This is a genomic window from Geobacillus thermoleovorans (assembly GCF_001610955.1).
Classification (GTDB): domain Bacteria; phylum Bacillota; class Bacilli; order Bacillales; family Anoxybacillaceae; genus Geobacillus; species Geobacillus thermoleovorans.
Genome location: NZ_CP014335.1, coordinates 902,210 through 919,150 on the forward strand (window position 1 = coordinate 902,210; position 16,941 = coordinate 919,150).

The following is a 16,941-nucleotide window of genomic DNA, read 5'->3' on the forward strand; positions in this document are numbered from 1 at the left end:
GCGCCTCTTATCTTTCAGAAAGACATCGGTCTTTCTGTTGGACTTAGCACCGTGCCCTGCGGAAGCATGACGCTTCCGGCGCCGCCCTTGGCGTGCGCCCTATCTCACGATAGTATTACGGTCGGTTGCTGGGCTTCATTGGGCCAATTCCCTCAGCCAACTCTTGATAAGAGTACCGATTTCTCGTATTCAGTTTTTGCAATTTTCACGATGTTGTCAATCGTTTGGTTGTTTGATTCGAATGATACATGGTCGATCAATCGATTGTCAATACGTTTTGAAAAAATTTTTTGCCGCTTCGTAGTCGTGCGGCCGGCGGTCGGCAAACACCGGGATGCGCGCGCGGACGTCCGCAACGAGTGCGGGATCGATGTCGGCCGAGAGAATGCCCGGCTTCTCGTCCGCCTCGGCGATCACTTCGCCCCATGGGTCGATGACGAGCGAATGGCCGGCAAAGACGTTGTTCGGGTCGCGGCCAGCCCGGTTGCAGGCGACGACGTAGCATTGGTTTTCAATCGCCCGCGCCATCAAGAGCGTCCGCCAATGGTGCAGGCGGGGAAGCGGCCATTCGGCGACGACAAACAGCACTTCCGCCCCAGCCAAAGCATGGGCGCGAATCCACTCCGGAAAGCGGATGTCATAGCAAATGACCCCGGCGCATGCAAGCCCGTCGAGCGAAAACAAGCCTAAGCTGCTTCCCGGCTGCAAATACAAATGTTCATCCATTAATTGGAACAGATGGAGTTTGCTGTATTCGCCGACGATTTGACCGCTCCGGTCGGCCACGATCATCGTGTTCGTCACGCCGGTTGTTGTTTTTTTAGCGACCGAGCCGGCGACGAGATGGATGTTGTGTGCTTGCGCTAGGCGGGAGGCGAACGCTTTCGCCCGTTCGGCGCCTTCGTCGGCAATCTCATCTAGGCGCGTCAAATCGTAGCCGGTCGTCCATAATTCCGGCAGCACGATGATATTCGCGCCGTCCTTGACGGCCGATTCAATGGCGCTTTCCGCGCACCGTTCGTTTTCGTTCGGGTCGCCAAACGCAATATCAAGCTGGAGGCAGGCGATGCGGATCGTCATGAGTTTTCACCTCGAAAAAATTTTGCTTTACATTTTGCTTTTTACGATATATGATGTTGCACTAGAATTTCAAGAATTTTTTAAGAAGGTGTGGGCGATGACGATGGAAATTCCTTTTTCCGAGCTGCTTGAGCAGCTGCCAAAGCAATTTTTCGCCTCGCTTGTCGCAAAAGTCGGGGAGAAAATCAAGGCCGGATGCGACGTGATCAATTTAGGGCAAGGCAACCCGGATCAGCCGACGCCAAAGCATATCGTTGAGGCGATGCAGCGGGCGGCGGCCAATCCGAAATACCATAAATATTCGCCATTTCAAGGCTACTTCTTTTTGAAAGAAGCCATTGCCGCGTTTTACGCGCGTGAATACGGGGTGAACGTCGATCCAGACCGCGAAGTCGCCATTTTGTTCGGCGGCAAGGCCGGGCTTGTCGAGCTGCCGCTTTGCCTCGTCAACCCGGGCGATGTGGTGCTTGTCCCGGACCCGGGCTATCCGGACTATTGGTCGGGGATCGCGCTTGCCCGCGCGCGGATGGAAATGATGCCGCTTGTTGCGGAAAACGGTTTTTTGCCGGACTATGAAGCCATTCCGGCGGCAGTGGCCGACCGAGCGAAGCTCATGTTTTTAAACTATCCGAACAATCCGACCGGTGCGACGGCGACAAAGGAATTTTTCGCGGAGACGGTGGCGTTTGCCGCCAAGCACGGCATTGCCGTCGTGCACGATTTCGCTTATGGGGCGATCGGCTTTGACGGCCGGAAACCGGTCAGCTTCCTGGAAGCCGATGGGGCGAAAGACGTCGGCGTCGAGATTTACACCTTTTCGAAAACATACAATATGGCCGGCTGGCGTGTGGCGTTTGCCGTCGGCAACGAGCGGATCATTCGGGCGCTTGAGCTTTTGCAGGATCATTTGTATGTCAGCTTGTTCGGCGCCATCCAGGAAGCGGCCGCCGCGGCGCTCCTTGGTCCGCAAGATTGTGTCACGGAGTTGGTCGCATTGTATGAGGCGCGCCGCAATGCGTTCATCGCTGCGCTCTGCGAGATCGGTTGGGAAGCGCCGGCGCCATATGGGTCGTTTTTCGCCTGGCTTCCGCTGCCAAAAGGCATATCATCCGCTGAGTTTGCCGACATGCTGCTTGAGCGGGCGCATGTCGCCGTCGCCCCAGGCATCGGGTTCGGCGAGCACGGCGAAGGGTATGTGCGCGTCGGCCTCTTGACCGATGAAGCGCGGCTTCGCGAAGCAGCGGAGCGGATCGGCCGCCTTGGATTGTTCGAAAAAAATTTTTGAAAAATGATTGACAACGCCAATCGGCGATGTCATAATTCAAAGTAAATTTGCCAATTGTTTGACAAGTGCATAAACGAGCAGGCTTTCTTATCAAGAGCAGGCGGAGGGACGAGCCCAATGAAGCCCGGCAACCGGCTTGGCGCGCGCCAAGCACGGTGCTAATTCTTGCAGCGGAAACGCTGAGAGATAAGAAGAGCGCCATGGATGAGTGACGCCTCTTCTTATGAAGAGGCGTTTTTATTTCGAGATTGAGAGGGATGAACGATGAGTGCAGTGATGGCAACGTATTTGCTTCATGATGAAACAGACATTCGGAAAAAGGCGGAAGGGATCGCGCTCGGCTTGACGATCGGCACGTGGACCGACTTGCCGGCGTTGGAGCAGGAGCAGCTTCGCAAACATAAAGGGGAAGTCGTCGCTATTGAAGAGCTTGGCGAAAGCGAGCGGGTAAACGCCTATTTCGGCAAGCGGCTGAAGCGGGCGATCGTCAAAATCGCCTACCCGACAGTCAACTTCAGCGCCGATTTGCCGGCATTGTTGGTCACGACGTTCGGCAAGCTGTCGCTCGACGGTGAAGTGCGGCTGCTTGATTTAGAGTTTCCGGATGAATGGAAGCGACAGTTTCCTGGGCCGCGCTTTGGCATCGACGGCATTCGCGACCGAGTCGGGGTGCATAACCGCCCACTGTTGATGAGCATTTTTAAAGGCATGATCGGCCGCGATTTGGCGTACTTGACGTCGGAATTGAAAAAACAGGCGCTCGGCGGCGTTGACCTGGTCAAAGACGATGAAATTTTGTTTGACAGCGAACTTCTTCCGTTTGAAAAGCGGATCACCGAGGGCAAGGCGGCGCTTCAGGAAGTGTACGAACAAACAGGCAAGCGGACGTTGTATGCCGTCAACTTGACCGGCAAAACGTTTGCGTTAAAGGACAAAGCGAAACGAGCCGCCGAGCTTGGCGCTGATGTGCTGTTGTTTAACGTCTTCGCTTATGGGCTTGACGTGTTGCAGGCGTTGCGCGAGGATGAGGAGATTGCGGTGCCGATTATGGCTCACCCGGCGTTCAGCGGCGCTGTTACGACGTCCGAATTTTATGGGGTGGCGCCTTCGCTTTGGCTTGGAAAGCTTTTGCGGCTCGCCGGCGCCGACTTTGTCCTGTTCCCGTCGCCGTATGGCAGCGTGGCCTTGGAGCGTGAGCAGGCGCTTGGCATCGCAAGGGCGCTCACCGACGACCAAGAGCCGTTTGCCCGGGCGTTTCCGGTGCCGTCGGCCGGCATTCACCCGGGATTGGTGCCGCTCATCATCCGCGATTTCGGCCTTGACACCATCGTCAACGCCGGCGGCGGCATTCACGGCCATCCGGACGGGGCGATCGGGGGCGGCCGGGCGTTTCGCGCGGCGATCGACGCGGTGTTGGCCGGCCGTCCGCTTCGTGAGGCGGCTGCAGAAAACGAAGCGCTGCAAAAAGCGATCGACCGCTGGGGCGTCGTTGAGGTGGAAGCATGACGAAACAGCTCGTTCTCTTTTGTGATTTTGACGGCACCATTACGGAAAACGACAACATCATCGCGATTATGAAACAGTTCGCCCCGCCGGAGTGGGAGGCGTTAAAAGACGACATTCTCGCTGAGCGCATTTCTGTTCAGGAAGGAGTCGGGAAGATGTTTTCCCTCCTTCCGTCCACGTTGAAGGATGAAATTGTGGATTTCCTGCGGCGCACCGCTCGGTTGCGCGCGGGATTCCGAGAGTTTGTCGCGTTTACGAAAGAGCGAGGCATTCCGCTTTATATCGTCAGCGGCGGCATCGACTTTTTTGTCTATCCGCTGCTTGAAGGGCTCATTGAACCGGAGCGCATTTTTTGCAACGGCTCCGATTTCAGCGGTGAGACGATCCGCATCACATGGCCGCATGCGTGCGACGGTGAGTGCCAAAACGGCTGCGGCTGCTGCAAGCCATCGCTCCTTCGCAAGCTTGCCCGCCCGGACGGATACCATGTCGTCATTGGCGATTCGATTACGGATTTAGCGGTGGCGAAGCAAGCGGATTACGTGCTGGCGCGCGATTTTCTGCTCCAAAAATGCCAAGAGCTCGGCTTGCCGCATGCGCCGTTTGCAACGTTTTTTGACGTGATTGATGCGTTGCAGCGAATGGAGGTGATCGTATGAGCATTGTCGTGAAAAAGTGGAACGAGCTCGCGGAAGTGAAAGCTGAGCTCGCCGCCCGCGACTGGTTTTTCGCGACAAGCGGCAATTTGTCGATCAAGGTGACGGACGACCCATTGACGTTTTTGGTGACAGCGAGCGGCAAGGATAAGCGGAAGCAAACGGATGAGGATTTTCTGCTCGTTGACGCCGCCGGAAAACCGGCGGAGGAAACAAACTTGAAGCCCTCGGCCGAGACGCTCTTGCACGCGGAAATTTACGGACGGACGAATGCCGGCTGCGTCTTGCACGTTCATACGGTCGACAACAACTTGATTTCTGAACTGTATGCGCAAAACGGGGAAGCGGTCTTTTCCGGCCAGGAAATCATCAAGGCGTTCGGCATTTGGGAAGAAAATGCCGCCGTGCGCATCCCGATCATTGACAATTACGCCGACATTCCAACGCTCGCTCGGGAGTTTGCGAACTATATCCATGGCGACGCCGGCGCCGTGTTGATCCAAAACCATGGCATCACGGTCTGGGGGCGTACAGCGTTTGAAGCGAAAAAACATTTGGAGGCATGGGAGTTTTTGTTCCGCTGGCAGGTGAAGCGGCTGCTTTTGCAGCGGGCCGGCCTGCCGGTTGGCTAATCCATATACATTTTTCCAAAGGAGGATGTGAACAATGGCAGTCATCAAAGTGAGAAAAACGGGCCAAGTGATTGAAGGAGAAGACAATGTGCGCGCGTTTTTGAACAGTCAAGGGGTGTTGTATGAACATTGGGACATCACGAAACTGCCGGAGCATTTGCGCGATAAATATGTTCTGACAGATGAAGAAAAAAATGAAATTTTAGCGACGTTCAAAGACGAAATTGAAGATTTAGCGGCGCGCCGCGGCTACAAAACGTGGGATATCGTCGCTCTGTCCGACGCGACGCCGAACTTGGATGAGTTGCTGAAAAAATTTGAACAAGTGCACATCCATACGGAAGATGAAGTGCGCGCCATTACGGCCGGCCATGGCATTTTCATCATCAAAGGCGACAAAGAAACCGGCTATTTTGATGTAGAGCTTGAAGCCGGCGACGTCATTTCCGTGCCGGAAGGGAATCCGCATTACTTTACGCTCATGGATGACCGTCGGGTCGTTGCGGTGCGCTTGTTTATCGACCCGTCCGGCTGGGTCGCTCATCCATATGAAGAAAAAGAGGAAGCCGTCCAATAACAATGAACGCCCCGCTGCTTATATACAGGCAGCGGGGTTGTTTTCGTTAAAACGATTGTGTTAGAAAAATCATAAACAAAATGCCGACAATAAACGCGTACGTCGATGTCCGTTCATTTCCATCGCCATGGCTTTCGGGAATGAGCTCTTTGTAAATGATAAACAGCATCGCCCCCGCGGCGAACGCCAGCCCGTACGGAACGAGCCCACGAAAAAGGGAGGTTAAGTAAAAACCGAGCAGCGATGTGACGATTTCCACGGCTCCGGTCAACGTGGCGATCACAAACGCTTTAAAGCGCCCGATTTGCTGGTTGATTAAAAACAAAGCGACCAAAAACCCTTCCGGTGCATTTTGCAAGCCAATCGCCAGGGCGATTAAATTGCCGATTTGGGAAGAGCTGTCGGAGGCGTAGCTGACCCCGACCGACAGACCTTCAGGCAAATTGTGCAACGTAATGGCGGCAATAATGAGCATCGCTTTTTCATCAAATTGCAAGCCGCTTTTTGTATGTTCCAAGTCAATATGGGGGACGGTCATTTCAAGCAACGTCAAAATAAGTACGCCAGCGGAAAGCCCTACTGTTAACGTGCTGAAGCCCCCTGATTTTAACGATTCCGGAATGAGACTCATCATCGAAGCCGCCATCATAATGCCGGCGGAAAAGGCCAGCAGTACGTCACGCCACCGGTGGGTGAGCGATTTGGCCATAAACAAAATCGGCACGGCGCCAAGCCCGGTGGATAAGGCGGAAAGCACGCTTCCAGCCAACACTTGGTTCATCTACTTCCCTCCCTGACATCTTTTCTCCTTCTTCACATATGCATCATTCATCGGAATGTGACAGTCGCCCAAGCGCCGACATTATAATAAATTTATCATAGCCGAAGGAAAAGCCGTGAACCAGGAAAATGCATCATCGCAAACAAAAAACGGTTGCCCGGGAATTTGCTGTTCCAGTATAATGAAAGTAAGAAAATGTCAACTTTAAAGGGTTGGATGCTATGGAACAAAAGGAACAGGCGTTGCAGCAGTCATTAAAATTATTCATCGTGTTATCGAGGGCATATCGGTCGGTCAGCGACCAAGTAAACAAGTCGATTCAAGCGTTCGGCGTGAATCCGACCGAATTTGCGGTGCTCGAACTGCTTTACCATAAAGGCGATCAGCCGCTCCAGCAAATCGGGGAAAAAATTTTGCTCGCCAGCGGCAGCATCACGTATGTCATCGACAAGCTTGAAAATAAAGGCTTGATCATCCGCCGCGCCTGTGAGCGGGATCGCCGCGTGACGTATGCGTCGATCACCGACAGCGGCCGGCGGTTCATCCAGCGCGTGTTTCCCGAACATGCCGAGACCATCCATGAAACGGTGGCGGCCCTGACGCCGGAAGAAAAGGAACAGGCGATTGCATTGCTGAAAAAATTAGGCTACGGCGCAAAAAGCAGAGACTGACCTCGCGTCAGTCTCTTTAATTTTTCCGAAAATGGATACGTTATATAAAGAACATAACACTGCAAGAAAAAGGAGAGATCACCATTGATGATTCCTGTTGGGGTGTCCAACCGCCACATTCATTTATCGAAAGAGCATATGGCGGCGCTGTTTGGCGAAGGCGCCGAGCTGACGGTGCTCAAGCCGTTGTCGCAGCCCGGACAGTTCGCCGCCAAGGAAACGGTGACGGTCGAAGGGCCGAAAGGGAAAATTGAAAACGTCCGCGTCCTCGGACCGGTCCGTTCGCTGACGCAGCTTGAAATTTCGAAAACCGACAGCTTCAAGCTCGGCGTCGCGCCCCCGGTCCGCTTATCCGGCGATATTGACGGAACGCCGGGCATTACGATTCACGGGCCGAAGGGGACGGTGACCGTCGACAAAGGGGTGATCATTGCCAAGCGGCACATTCATATGACGCCGAAAGATGCGGAAACGTTTGGCGTCTGCGACAAACAAGTCGTGAAAGTGAAAACACAAGGGGAACGGGCGCTCATTTTCGATGAAGTCATCGTCCGCGTCAGCGAAGATTTTGCTTTAGATATGCACATTGACACGGATGAAGCGAACGCGGCTGGCTTGAAAACCGGCGATTATGTCGAACTGCTTCCGTCGTGAAATCATCCGCAGCAATGGGAGACAAGGCGCCCTCTCGTTCGTCCCGAGAGGGCGCTTTCCGTTAACGCGGGCGTTTCTTGGATGGCTCTAGTGTGCCGACCAGATGAAACGGCGCATCACGCCGAATGGCATCAATGACGCCGCCGCTGATTTCTTGATGGGTGAGCCAGCGCGAACCGTGTTTTTCCACGACAAAACCGAGCTGAACTTGCCGATAAAGGCAAGCGACAGGCAAACAGAGTTCCGATTTCGCTTCGGCTGGATCGGCGCGGCTGCCGAGCACATGAAACAACCGCCAAGAGCCGGGATGTCCGCTATTTTTTTGGATGACAGTGGACAGCGCCTGGGTTCCGTCTGTATGCACCCACGCAATGATTAGAGCAAACGTTCCGTTTTTTTGGATGGACCGGGAAATCAGAGAACAAAACGCTTCTTGATCGCGATAATCAACAAGAAGCGGGTTGATGGATGCCATCGGTCCAGCGCGGTCGATGAGCTGCTTCATCCGTGCGTAGCGGCGGGCGATGACGGACACATCATATCCTTCCCGCACAAGCCAAAGCGACACATCAGCCAACATGCCTGTCCCGCCGATGACAAGAGCGTGCATGGCGCGTCTCCTTTCGAATTAATCCAGTGGTCCTTTCAAATAATGATCAAACCAACCGACGATTTGGCGAAGACGTTCGAGGCGAAGCGCCGGGTTGCCGGTGCGCGACAAATCGTGGTTGGCGTCCGGGAAGCGGACAAGTTTCGTTTCCCGCCCGAGTTGTTTCAATGCGATAAACAGCTGTTCCGCCTGCTCGATCGGGCAGCGGTAATCGCGCTCGCTATGCAAGATTAAGAGCGGTGTGCGCATGTTTTGGACGTATTTGAGCGGTGAATGATGCCAAAGCCGCTCCGCGTCTTCCCAGATGTCGCAGCCGACTTCCCATTTCGTGAAAAAGTAGCCGATGTCACTCACTCCGGAGAAACTGAGCCAGTTGGAAATCGAGCGCTGGGTGACAGCCGCTTTGAACCGGTCGGTATGCCCGACGATCCAATTGGTCATAAACCCGCCGTAGCTGCCGCCAGTGACGCCAAGCCGTGTCTCGTCAATGAAGTCGAACTTGCTGATCGCGGCGTCGACGCCGGCCATAATGTCTTCATAATCCATGCCGCCATAGTCGCCGCGCACGGCATTGACGAATGCCTGTCCATATCCGTGGCTGCCGCGCGGGTTCGTGAACAAGACCGCATAACCACGCGAAACGAGCAGTTGAAATTCATGGAAAAAGGTAAACCCGTACATCGCATGCGGCCCGCCGTGAATTTCGACGACAAGCGGCGCCTTTTCCCCTTCGCCAAGCCCGGGCGGTTTCATGATCCAGCCTTGAATCTCCCAACCATCCGCCGATCGATACGTAAACGGTTCGGCATCGGCGAACACCACTTCGTTTTCGAGCGCTTCATTGGCACGCGTAAGCCGTGTTTTCGTTCCGTCTTCAAGCGAGATTATATACAAATCGCCAATGACCGTCGGCTCGCTCATGGCGGCGATGGCTTGCTGTTCGCTTGGGTGGATGGCTAAACCGTATAAATGGAAGTTGCCTTCGATCACCGGAACGATCGGGCCGTCGAGCGGGACGAAATACAAGTTGACGCGTCCGCGCTCCGAGGCGGTGACATACAGGCCGCTTCCGTCGCTCGCCCAAATCGGTCCCGGCCCTTTCGCATCAGCGTGTGTGTCGCCGACCATGGCATCGCCGAGATGGACGTCCCAATCGGCGGTCAACACCCGCTTCGTTCCACGCTCCGGCTCAAAGACGTAAAGCCGGTGAAGCGTAGCCCCGAGATAAGCAAGATCATGGCCGATGGCGGCGAGCTTCGTTCCGTCCGGCGACCAGGCGAGCGAAGCGAATGTGCCGCATCCGTTCGTCAAGTTCGTTTCCGCTTTCGATTCGAGATCAAGCAAAACAATGTCGCGCGTAAAGGTTGTGTCTGGATCATCGTTTCGGTTGGCGACAAAGGCGAGCGTCCGTCCGGTTGGGGAAACGGCAAACGAACCGATTTCTTCCTCGCGGCCCGTCAACGCTTCGCTTTTTCCTGACGCCGCATCGATGCGCACCAGCACGTCCTGCTTGCCGTCAAGAAAACCCGACGCGTCTGATTTGTAATAGAGCCGTTCCACAACGCGCGGCTTCGAATCGGCCGGTTTTTGTTCCGCCGTTTTCTGCTCTTCTCGGTCTTCGATCGTTTCTTCGTCGCCAAGCGTCGTTAGGGCGATGAGAAACGTCCCGTCCGGCGACCAAACGTAATCGCGCACACCGTTTTTGAAAAACGTCAGTTGGCGCGCCTCACCGCCATTGGCGGGCAAAAGCCAAAGCTGTGTGCGTCCGGAGCGGTCAGATAAAAAGGCGATCATTTCACCTCTTGGGGAAAAACGCGGCTTCATGTCGCGCCAGCGGCCGAACGTCCATTGACGGACGGAGCCGTCTGCCGCCCATATCCATAAATGGGAGCGGTATTGTTTTTCCTCATCAATCGATTTTTCCACAAACACGGCGCGCGTCCCGTCCGGCGCGTAGTGCGGGTCGCGCACCGAGCGGAGGCGAAGCAAATCTTCCGCCGTCATGCCGCGGCGTTTCGTCAGGTGCTCGTTGTTGTTCATCAGCAAGACCTCTCTTTCCTTCAAAAATGGAACCATCTTGTATATTTCGTCTTACGAAAGAAAAGATCCTGCCCCAAAACAGAAAAAAACGAACGCCCAAACGATAGGCGTCCGTTTTTTAGCTATGCCGACAGTTTTTGTTTTTCATTTGCCTGCTGCACTGCCTTTTTCACCTGAGGGTAGAAGATCACGCCGCTTGCCAGCAAGGCAACGCCCAGCAGGAACGTTTTCATATCCGCCGTCCCGGCGATGACGACCCAGACGGAATACAATGTTGCCAGCGCCGCAACGATGCCGTCAGCGAGCCGCTCCCGTCCTGCCGCATACGTTTCCCCCGTGAGCGTGAGCTTCAGCTGGAAGATGGAAGCAATCAAATATGGAACGAGATAAGCGAGCGTGGCGATGTAAATGACGAAGTCAAACGCTGTTGCCATCGAGTTGGAAATGGTCGAGAAAATGAACAATTGCGCCAGCGCGTTTGACAATGTGAGCGAGAAGCTCGGTGCCCCTTTTCTGTTTTCCTTCAAAAAAACCGGCAAAAACATCCCTTGTTTCGCCGCCTGGTACGGCACTTCGGCGCTCAACAAGATCCAGCCGAGCGTCGAGCCAAGCAAGCTGATCAGCCCAAGGCCAGCCAACACGTAGCCGCCCGCCGGTCCGACGATGGCATTGATGGCGTCCACGAGCGGTTTTTCCGATTGAATCAGTTCGCGTTGCGGCAAGACGCCCATTACCAAAAAGCTGATGCCAATATAAATGGCCAAAGCGATCAAAAGACCGGCGATCGTCGCCCGCTTCACATCCGCCTGTTTGCGCGCGCGGGAAGCGAACACCATCGCCGATTCAACACCGACAAACGCCCAAAGCGTCGCTAACGCGGCGTTGTTAATTTGTCCAAGCAGGCCGAGCGGCTGTCCGTCTCCGTCATAACGCGGGGCATCAAGCGGACCGACGACCGCTCTGTCAAAAGCGAACAAGGCAATGACAATAAACAGGAAAAAGCCGAGCACTTTCGCCGCTGTCGCCGCGAAATTCAACTTGCCGGCATCTTCTACGCCGCGCAAAATAATGGCGTGCATCACCCAAAGAAGCGCCGTGCAGACGAGAAAGGTAAGCAAATTCCCAAGCTTTAGCGTAAACGAGCCCATCGTGAGAACGGTTTTGTCGCTCGTTAATACAGGGAAAAATGTCGACAAGTAGCTCGCAAACGTCGTGATGATGGCGACATTGCCGGCAAAGTTGCCGACCCAGTAGCCCCACGATGACATAAATCCCGATAAAATCGAGAGATTGGAGCCTTTCGGAAACAGCTCCTTCGCGTAAATTTGCGGTCCGCCGCCTAAGTCGGGCTTGCGGATTGCCAAGTTGCCGAAAACAAGCGCCGTCATTAGAACGCCGGCTCCGGTCAGCAGCCAGGCGAGCATCACGCCGATGGGGCTCGCCGCCTCCGCCAACGAGCGCGGCAGCATAAAAATGCCGGAACCAACCATATTGCCAACGACGAGCGCCGTTAATACCCAAATTCCAAGTTTTCGCTGATTGTCCAAGATGAAAACGCTCCTTCCTTGAAAATAAGCAAAAATAAAAGAAAGCACCCGCGCCTCTTCAGCGGGTGCATGATCGGTTCGCATCCAACTGAATGGCGATAGCGCTCCACCGCCGTAGGCGATGGCAGTCCTGCACCTGTTCGGCCGCAGGCCCAGCTTGCGCCGCCGGAGCGCGCCGCAAACTTCGGCGGTGAACCCTTTCCCGCTGCGTCATGGACCGCTCCGAGCCTCGGCAGCGCTACTTTTGTTCACCGCAACCTCTATCCCATTAAAGTGGAGAGGGGGTATATGGTTGCCGACATTATATTACCCAATTCGACAAAAACCGTCAATATCTTTTGGTTGGAAGAGTGAGTCAAGACGTTGGATTTTCATGGACACTCTCCTCTACATACCAGACATGATCATTGCTTCGTATTGTTTGTGTGGGGTAAAATGGAAGTGTATTTAAGGGGTTGGAAAAGGAGGATATTTTTGAAGTTCGACGAATATACAATTGGTCAGTGAAACATGGAAAAGGTTCATTTCACTGGGGATGGATCTTTTCCCATCATCATATTCCGTGAAAAAAAGAAGGGGATGAGCATGAAGTTTTCTGAGTTTCGTTATGAGCGGCCGGACATCACTCAATTGCAGGCATCGTTTCAAGAAGCGCTTGATTCGTTCCGCCGTGCGGGGAGCGCCGCCTTGCAACACGAGGCGATGAAGCGGATCAATGAGCTGCGCCGCCGCTACAGCACGATGGCGAACCTTTGCCATATTCGCCATACGATCGATACAAACGATGAGTTCTATAAGAAAGAACAAGACTTTTTCGATGAAACGGAGCCGATCGTCAAGGGGCTTGTCAACGATTATTACCGCGCGCTTGTTTCCTCGCCGTTCCGCGCTGAATTGGAACAAGTGTGGGGGAAACAGCTGTTTGCGTTGGCCGAAACACAGCTGAAAACATACGCACCGGCGATTGTAGAGGACTTGCAAAAAGAAAACAAGCTGGCAAGCGAATATACGAAGCTCATCGCATCGGCGAAAATCATGTTTGAAGGGGAAGAGCGGACGCTTGCCCAGCTGCAGCCGTTTGTTGAGTCGCCGGACCGCGCGATGCGCCAACGGGCGAGTGAGGCACGATTTTCGTTTTTCATGGACTATGAAAAAGAACTCGATGAATTGTATGATGAGCTTGTCCACGTCCGCACGGCGATCGCCCGCAAGCTCGGTTTCCAAAACTTTGTGGAACTCGGCTATGCCCGTTTAGGCCGGACCGATTACAATGCCGATATGGTCGCAGGCTACCGCCGGCAAGTGAAAACGCACATCGTCCCACTCGCAGCAAAGCTGCGCGAGCGCCAGCGGCAGCGGATTCAGGTCGACCGGCTTACGTATTATGATGAGCCGTTCATGTTTCCGAGCGGCAACCCGGCGCCAAAAGGGGACGCCGCTTGGATTGTTGACAACGGCCGGCGCATGTATGAAGAGCTGTCGCCGGAAACAGGAGAGTTTTTCCGCTATATGGTCGAACATGAATTGATGGACCTCGTCGCCAAAAAAGGAAAGGCGGGCGGCGGCTATTGCACCTATATCGATGACTATAAGGCGCCGTTTATTTTCTCGAACTTTACCGGAACGTCCGGCGACATTGACGTACTGACCCATGAAGCTGGGCATGCGTTCCAAGTGTATGAGAGCCGCCATTACGACATTCCGGAATACAACTGGCCGACGCTTGAGGCGTGTGAAATCCATTCGATGAGCATGGAATTTTTCACATGGCCGTGGATGGAGCTCTTTTTCGGCGAAGACGCCGACAAATACCGGTTCGCCCATTTGAGCGACGCACTTTTGTTTTTGCCGTACGGCGTTGCAGTCGATGAATTTCAGCACGCTGTCTACGAGAACCCGGATATGACGCCGGCTGAGCGGAAGAGTGTCTGGCGCAACATCGAAAAAGCGTATTTGCCGACAAGAGACTACGCCGGCCATGACTACCTTGAGCGCGGCGGATTTTGGCAGCGGCAAGGGCACATTTACACCGACCCGTTTTATTACATTGATTATACATTGGCGCAAGTGTGCGCGTTCCAGTTTTGGAAGCGGGCGCAGGAAGACCGGGAATCAGCCTGGCGTGACTATGTGGCGCTTTGCCGATTGGGCGGCAGCCGGCCGTTTACTGAGCTCGTCAAAAGCGCCAACCTAAAGTCGCCGTTTGCTGACGGGGCGGTCGCTTCGGTCGTCGGCCATATCGAGCGGTGGTTGGACAGCGTCGATGACAAAGCCTTGTAAAAAGAAGCAAAGAAGGCGGGCGGGAACAGCACCGCCCTGCTTTTCTTTATCATCTCGCGCCGAGAAGACCCCCACTTCCACGTGTTGGGTGGGGATGGCTTGGTTGACAGCCTGCTGTGGGGCGGGTGTTTCCAACAATCTCTCACCTCAAAGCTCAAGCGTAGGTGGGAGAGCGTTCAATTTGAAAACTTCTATCAAACTGGGGAAAAGGGGGAAAACGATGATCCGTAAAGCCACATGGGTCGACGCACTGGCCATCGCTTCGGTCCACGTCGAAAGTTGGAAGACGACGTACAGCGGCATCGTGCCGGACGCGTACTTGGAGACGTTGGCAGTGGGAGAAAAACAAACGTTATGGGAGAAGGTGCTCAGCCAATCGGACCATTCCGTGTTTGTCGCCGAGGAAAACGGACGCGTCGTTGGATTCGTCTCCGGCGGACCAAATCGGGCAGCCGACGGTCTGATAGCGAAGTATGACGGGGAGCTGTATGCGATTTATTTGCTTAAAGAGGTGCAAGGAAAAGGGCTCGGCCGGCAACTCGTTCAAGCGTTGATCCGCCATTTGGCGCAAAAAGGCATTCATTCGCTGGTCGTCTGGGTGCTTGCCGACAATCCGTCACGCGGTTTTTACGAACGGCTTGGCGGTGAAAAACTGGCCGAGGAAAGGGTGGAAATCGGTGGAAAAGCATTATGGGAGTGGTGCTACGGCTGGCGAGACGTCCAATTGATGGAACAGTAGGTGGACTGCCGAACCGTCGGCAGCTTAAAAAATGTATTTTGTGAGTGATTACTCACTTCACAAAAAGGTTTATCTTTTTATACTATATATGAGTGATTACTCACTACTATGCAAAGGGGAGAAAAGCAATGACCGCCAATCCATGTATTCAAGTCGAGCGTGTCTCCAAGCGGTTTGGAAAAAAAGTAGTCATCCACGATGTGTCGTTGGATGTCCGCGCGGGAGAAATTTTCGGTCTGCTCGGCCCGTCGGGTGCAGGAAAAACGACGTTGGTGCGCATGATCGCCGGCATTGATCAAGCGAGCGAAGGGACGATTCGCGTGCTCGGCGTGAATATGCCCAATCTTGGCGCCATGAAGCGGATCGGCTTTATGGCCCAGTCGGATGCCCTGTACGGAGAATTGACTGCGCTGGAGAACATGCAATTTTTTGCTTCCATCTACGGGTTGCGAGGGAAAAAACAAAAAGAGCGGATCGATGACATGTTGGCGCTTGTCAACTTAACGAATGATCGAAAAAAGCCGGTGCACCAATATTCAGGAGGGATGAAGCGTCGGTTGTCGCTGGCGATCGCCTTGCTTCATGAACCGGACGTGCTTATTTTGGATGAGCCGACGGTCGGCATCGATCCGGTGCTGCGCCAATCGATTTGGGCGGAGCTTGAGCGGATTCGCCAGCGCGGCACAACCATTGTCGTCACGACCCATGTGATGGATGAAGCGGAAAAGTGCGGGCGGCTTGGCATGATTCGCGAAGGCCGTCTGATCGCCGTCGGCCGCCCGGATGAATTGAAACAGGAAGCAGGCGCGGAAACGATTGAGCAAGCGTTTTTGACGTTTGGAGGTGTCCGTCGATGAGAGTGTTGGCCATTGTCGTCCGCATCATCCGCCAGTTTTTCCGCGACAAGCGCACGCTGGCGCTCATGATTGTCGCGCCGATGTTCGTCTTGTTGTTAATGGATTTGGTGTTTAATGGCGAAGAATACAAACCAGCCATTGCCGTCAGCGAACACGTGCCTGAGGTGGTTGTTGACAAGTTGAAAGAAGCAGGAGCGAACGTGAAAGAGCTGTCAGCAAAACAAGCGCGAAAGCAGCTGGACGATCAAGACATTGACGCGTGGCTTGACATGAGCGGAAGCGCTCCGCACCTTACGCTGGAAGGAAGCGACCCGACGGCCAATCAGGCGGTGATGGCCGCGGTGCAAAAGGCGTTTCAGTCCATGGCGCCCAAGCCCCCGTTTCAGCTGAAAACAACGTATTGGCACGGATCAAGCGACATGGCGTCATTTGATTATTTCGGCCCCGTGCTGATCGGCTTTTTCGTCTTCTTTTTTGTCTTTTTGATTGCTGGAGTGTCATTTTTGCGCGAGCGGACGAACGGGACGCTCGAGCGGCTGATGGCGACGCCGCTCAGGCGCTGGGAAATGGTCGCCGGCTACATGATCGGGTTCGGATTGTTTACGACGATTCAGGCAAGCTTAATTTCATGGTTTGCCATTGATGTGCTCGACATGATGATGGAAGGTTCGTTCGGGTATGTGCTGCTCATTACGTTTTTGTTGGCGATGACGGCGCTTGCGCTTGGGATGCTGCTGTCGGCGTTCGCCAACAACGAGCTGCAAATGGTGCAGTTTATCCCGCTTGTCGTCGTGCCGCAAGTGTTTTTCTCCGGCTTGTTCAATCTTGACACGATGGAAGAATGGCTTCGCTCGCTGAGCGTCATCATGCCGCTCACCTACGGGGCGGATGCGCTGCGCGATATTATGGTGCGGGGAGAGGGCTTTGGCGCCATCGCCGTGGATGTGTACGTGCTGCTTGGCTTTACGTTGCTGTTTATGCTATTAAATGTAGTAGCGCTGAAAAAATACCGCAAGCTGTAAGGAG

At 54.3% G+C, this 16,941-nt stretch carries 16 protein-coding genes and 3 riboswitches; of the genes, 11 read left to right on the top strand and 5 right to left on the bottom strand.

The features are described 5' to 3' along the window. Positions 1 to 4: 4 nt before the first annotated feature. Positions 5 to 173: riboswitch (SAM riboswitch) on the bottom strand. A gap of 94 nt (positions 174 to 267) precedes the next feature. Continuing rightward, positions 268 to 1,080 (bottom strand): carbon-nitrogen family hydrolase, encoded by an 813-nt coding sequence (locus tag GT3570_RS04580; RefSeq protein ID WP_023634096.1) that lies wholly within the window; start codon positions 1,078 to 1,080, stop codon positions 268 to 270. A 97-nt stretch (positions 1,081 to 1,177) separates the two neighbouring features. Between GT3570_RS04580 and GT3570_RS04585 the strand changes: the two genes are divergently transcribed. The 5 genes from GT3570_RS04585 to GT3570_RS04605 all read left to right on the top strand — a co-directional run bounded on the left by GT3570_RS04585 (position 1,178) and on the right by GT3570_RS04605 (position 5,736). After that, positions 1,178 to 2,365: a pyridoxal phosphate-dependent aminotransferase gene (locus GT3570_RS04585; protein WP_062899086.1), complete on the top strand. Its 1,188-nt coding sequence runs from the start codon at positions 1,178 to 1,180 to the stop codon at positions 2,363 to 2,365. An 84-nt stretch (positions 2,366 to 2,449) separates the two neighbouring features. Further along, a riboswitch (SAM riboswitch) is annotated at positions 2,450 to 2,558 on the top strand. A 71-nt stretch (positions 2,559 to 2,629) separates the two neighbouring features. Next, a complete protein-coding gene (gene mtnW, locus GT3570_RS04590) occupies positions 2,630 to 3,871 on the top strand; it encodes a 2,3-diketo-5-methylthiopentyl-1-phosphate enolase (RefSeq protein WP_062898494.1) in 1,242 nt (413 codons plus the stop codon). Further along, positions 3,868 to 4,530 carry a 2-hydroxy-3-keto-5-methylthiopentenyl-1-phosphate phosphatase gene (gene mtnX, locus GT3570_RS04595; protein WP_062898495.1) on the top strand — a complete coding sequence of 221 codons (663 nt, stop codon included), beginning with the start codon at positions 3,868 to 3,870 and terminating at the stop codon, positions 4,528 to 4,530. Before mtnW ends, mtnX begins: the two co-directional genes overlap by 4 nt. Next, positions 4,527 to 5,159 carry a methylthioribulose 1-phosphate dehydratase gene (locus GT3570_RS04600; RefSeq protein ID WP_013145967.1) on the top strand — a complete coding sequence of 211 codons (633 nt, stop codon included), beginning with the start codon at positions 4,527 to 4,529 and terminating at the stop codon, positions 5,157 to 5,159. Before mtnX ends, GT3570_RS04600 begins: the two co-directional genes overlap by 4 nt. Before the next feature lie 34 nt (positions 5,160 to 5,193). Continuing rightward, a complete protein-coding gene (locus tag GT3570_RS04605) occupies positions 5,194 to 5,736 on the top strand; it encodes a 1,2-dihydroxy-3-keto-5-methylthiopentene dioxygenase (protein ID WP_011230457.1) in 543 nt (180 codons plus the stop codon). A gap of 46 nt (positions 5,737 to 5,782) precedes the next feature. Here GT3570_RS04605 and GT3570_RS04610 read toward each other — a convergent pair whose 3' ends face one another. Further along, complete coding sequence (locus GT3570_RS04610; protein WP_011230458.1) at positions 5,783 to 6,517, bottom strand: ZIP family metal transporter; 735 nt, start codon at positions 6,515 to 6,517, stop codon at positions 5,783 to 5,785. Positions 6,518 to 6,738: 221 nt separating this feature from the next. On the opposite strand from GT3570_RS04610, the gene GT3570_RS04615 reads away from it, so the two are divergent. After that, positions 6,739 to 7,188, top strand: coding sequence for a MarR family winged helix-turn-helix transcriptional regulator (locus GT3570_RS04615; protein WP_062898496.1), 450 nt, complete (start codon positions 6,739 to 6,741; stop codon positions 7,186 to 7,188). 87 nt (positions 7,189 to 7,275) lie between these two features. Beyond that, entirely contained in the window at positions 7,276 to 7,842 is a 567-nt protein-coding gene (locus tag GT3570_RS04620; RefSeq protein ID WP_031212856.1) for a phosphate propanoyltransferase, read from the top strand. 61 nt (positions 7,843 to 7,903) lie between these two features. Here the strand turns inward: GT3570_RS04620 and GT3570_RS04625 are convergent, their stop codons facing one another. The 3 genes from GT3570_RS04625 to GT3570_RS04635 all read right to left on the bottom strand — a co-directional run bounded on the left by GT3570_RS04625 (position 7,904) and on the right by GT3570_RS04635 (position 12,039). Further along, complete coding sequence (locus GT3570_RS04625; RefSeq protein WP_062898497.1) at positions 7,904 to 8,452, bottom strand: short-chain dehydrogenase; 549 nt, start codon at positions 8,450 to 8,452, stop codon at positions 7,904 to 7,906. Positions 8,453 to 8,470: 18 nt separating this feature from the next. Further along, positions 8,471 to 10,492 carry a S9 family peptidase gene (locus tag GT3570_RS04630; RefSeq protein ID WP_062899087.1) on the bottom strand — a complete coding sequence of 674 codons (2,022 nt, stop codon included), beginning with the start codon at positions 10,490 to 10,492 and terminating at the stop codon, positions 8,471 to 8,473. A gap of 122 nt (positions 10,493 to 10,614) precedes the next feature. Then, positions 10,615 to 12,039: an amino acid permease gene (locus GT3570_RS04635; RefSeq protein WP_062898498.1), complete on the bottom strand. Its 1,425-nt coding sequence runs from the start codon at positions 12,037 to 12,039 to the stop codon at positions 10,615 to 10,617. A 91-nt stretch (positions 12,040 to 12,130) separates the two neighbouring features. Then, positions 12,131 to 12,310: riboswitch (Lysine riboswitch) on the bottom strand. Positions 12,311 to 12,624: 314 nt separating this feature from the next. On the opposite strand from GT3570_RS04635, the gene GT3570_RS04640 reads away from it, so the two are divergent. From GT3570_RS04640 to GT3570_RS04655, 4 genes are all read left to right on the top strand, one after another. Beyond that, a complete protein-coding gene (locus tag GT3570_RS04640; RefSeq protein ID WP_011230464.1) occupies positions 12,625 to 14,319 on the top strand; it encodes a M3 family oligoendopeptidase in 1,695 nt (564 codons plus the stop codon). A gap of 220 nt (positions 14,320 to 14,539) precedes the next feature. Next, a complete protein-coding gene (locus GT3570_RS04645) occupies positions 14,540 to 15,058 on the top strand; it encodes a GNAT family N-acetyltransferase (RefSeq protein WP_011230465.1) in 519 nt (172 codons plus the stop codon). A 128-nt stretch (positions 15,059 to 15,186) separates the two neighbouring features. Continuing rightward, the gene (locus GT3570_RS04650; protein ID WP_033024957.1) at positions 15,187 to 15,915 is read left to right on the top strand and encodes an ABC transporter ATP-binding protein; all 729 of its coding nucleotides are present in this window, start codon (positions 15,187 to 15,189) and stop codon (positions 15,913 to 15,915) included. Then, complete coding sequence (locus GT3570_RS04655) at positions 15,912 to 16,937, top strand: ABC transporter permease (RefSeq protein ID WP_023634218.1); 1,026 nt, start codon at positions 15,912 to 15,914, stop codon at positions 16,935 to 16,937. Before GT3570_RS04650 ends, GT3570_RS04655 begins: the two co-directional genes overlap by 4 nt. The last annotated feature ends 4 nt before the right edge of the window (positions 16,938 to 16,941 follow it).

Excerpts from the sequence above, each read along its gene's own strand:
- GT3570_RS04650 (WP_033024957.1), top strand. The coding sequence starts at position 15,187 with ATGACCGCCAATCCATGTATTCAAGTCGAGCGTGTCTCCAAGCGGTTT.
- GT3570_RS04600 (WP_013145967.1), top strand. The coding sequence starts at position 4,527 with ATGAGCATTGTCGTGAAAAAGTGGAACGAGCTCGCGGAAGTGAAAGCT.
- GT3570_RS04640 (WP_011230464.1), top strand. The coding sequence starts at position 12,625 with ATGAAGTTTTCTGAGTTTCGTTATGAGCGGCCGGACATCACTCAATTG.
- GT3570_RS04615 (WP_062898496.1), top strand. The coding sequence starts at position 6,739 with ATGGAACAAAAGGAACAGGCGTTGCAGCAGTCATTAAAATTATTCATC.
- GT3570_RS04610 (WP_011230458.1), bottom strand. The coding sequence starts at position 6,517 with ATGAACCAAGTGTTGGCTGGAAGCGTGCTTTCCGCCTTATCCACCGGG.
- GT3570_RS04630 (WP_062899087.1), bottom strand. The coding sequence starts at position 10,492 with ATGAACAACAACGAGCACCTGACGAAACGCCGCGGCATGACGGCGGAA.
- mtnX (WP_062898495.1), top strand. The coding sequence starts at position 3,868 with ATGACGAAACAGCTCGTTCTCTTTTGTGATTTTGACGGCACCATTACG.
- GT3570_RS04625 (WP_062898497.1), bottom strand. The coding sequence starts at position 8,452 with ATGCACGCTCTTGTCATCGGCGGGACAGGCATGTTGGCTGATGTGTCG.
- GT3570_RS04645 (WP_011230465.1), top strand. The coding sequence starts at position 14,540 with ATGATCCGTAAAGCCACATGGGTCGACGCACTGGCCATCGCTTCGGTC.
- GT3570_RS04620 (WP_031212856.1), top strand. The coding sequence starts at position 7,276 with ATGATTCCTGTTGGGGTGTCCAACCGCCACATTCATTTATCGAAAGAG.
- GT3570_RS04605 (WP_011230457.1), top strand. The coding sequence starts at position 5,194 with ATGGCAGTCATCAAAGTGAGAAAAACGGGCCAAGTGATTGAAGGAGAA.
- mtnW (WP_062898494.1), top strand. The coding sequence starts at position 2,630 with ATGAGTGCAGTGATGGCAACGTATTTGCTTCATGATGAAACAGACATT.
- GT3570_RS04655 (WP_023634218.1), top strand. The coding sequence starts at position 15,912 with ATGAGAGTGTTGGCCATTGTCGTCCGCATCATCCGCCAGTTTTTCCGC.
- GT3570_RS04580 (WP_023634096.1), bottom strand. The coding sequence starts at position 1,080 with ATGACGATCCGCATCGCCTGCCTCCAGCTTGATATTGCGTTTGGCGAC.
- GT3570_RS04585 (WP_062899086.1), top strand. The coding sequence starts at position 1,178 with ATGACGATGGAAATTCCTTTTTCCGAGCTGCTTGAGCAGCTGCCAAAG.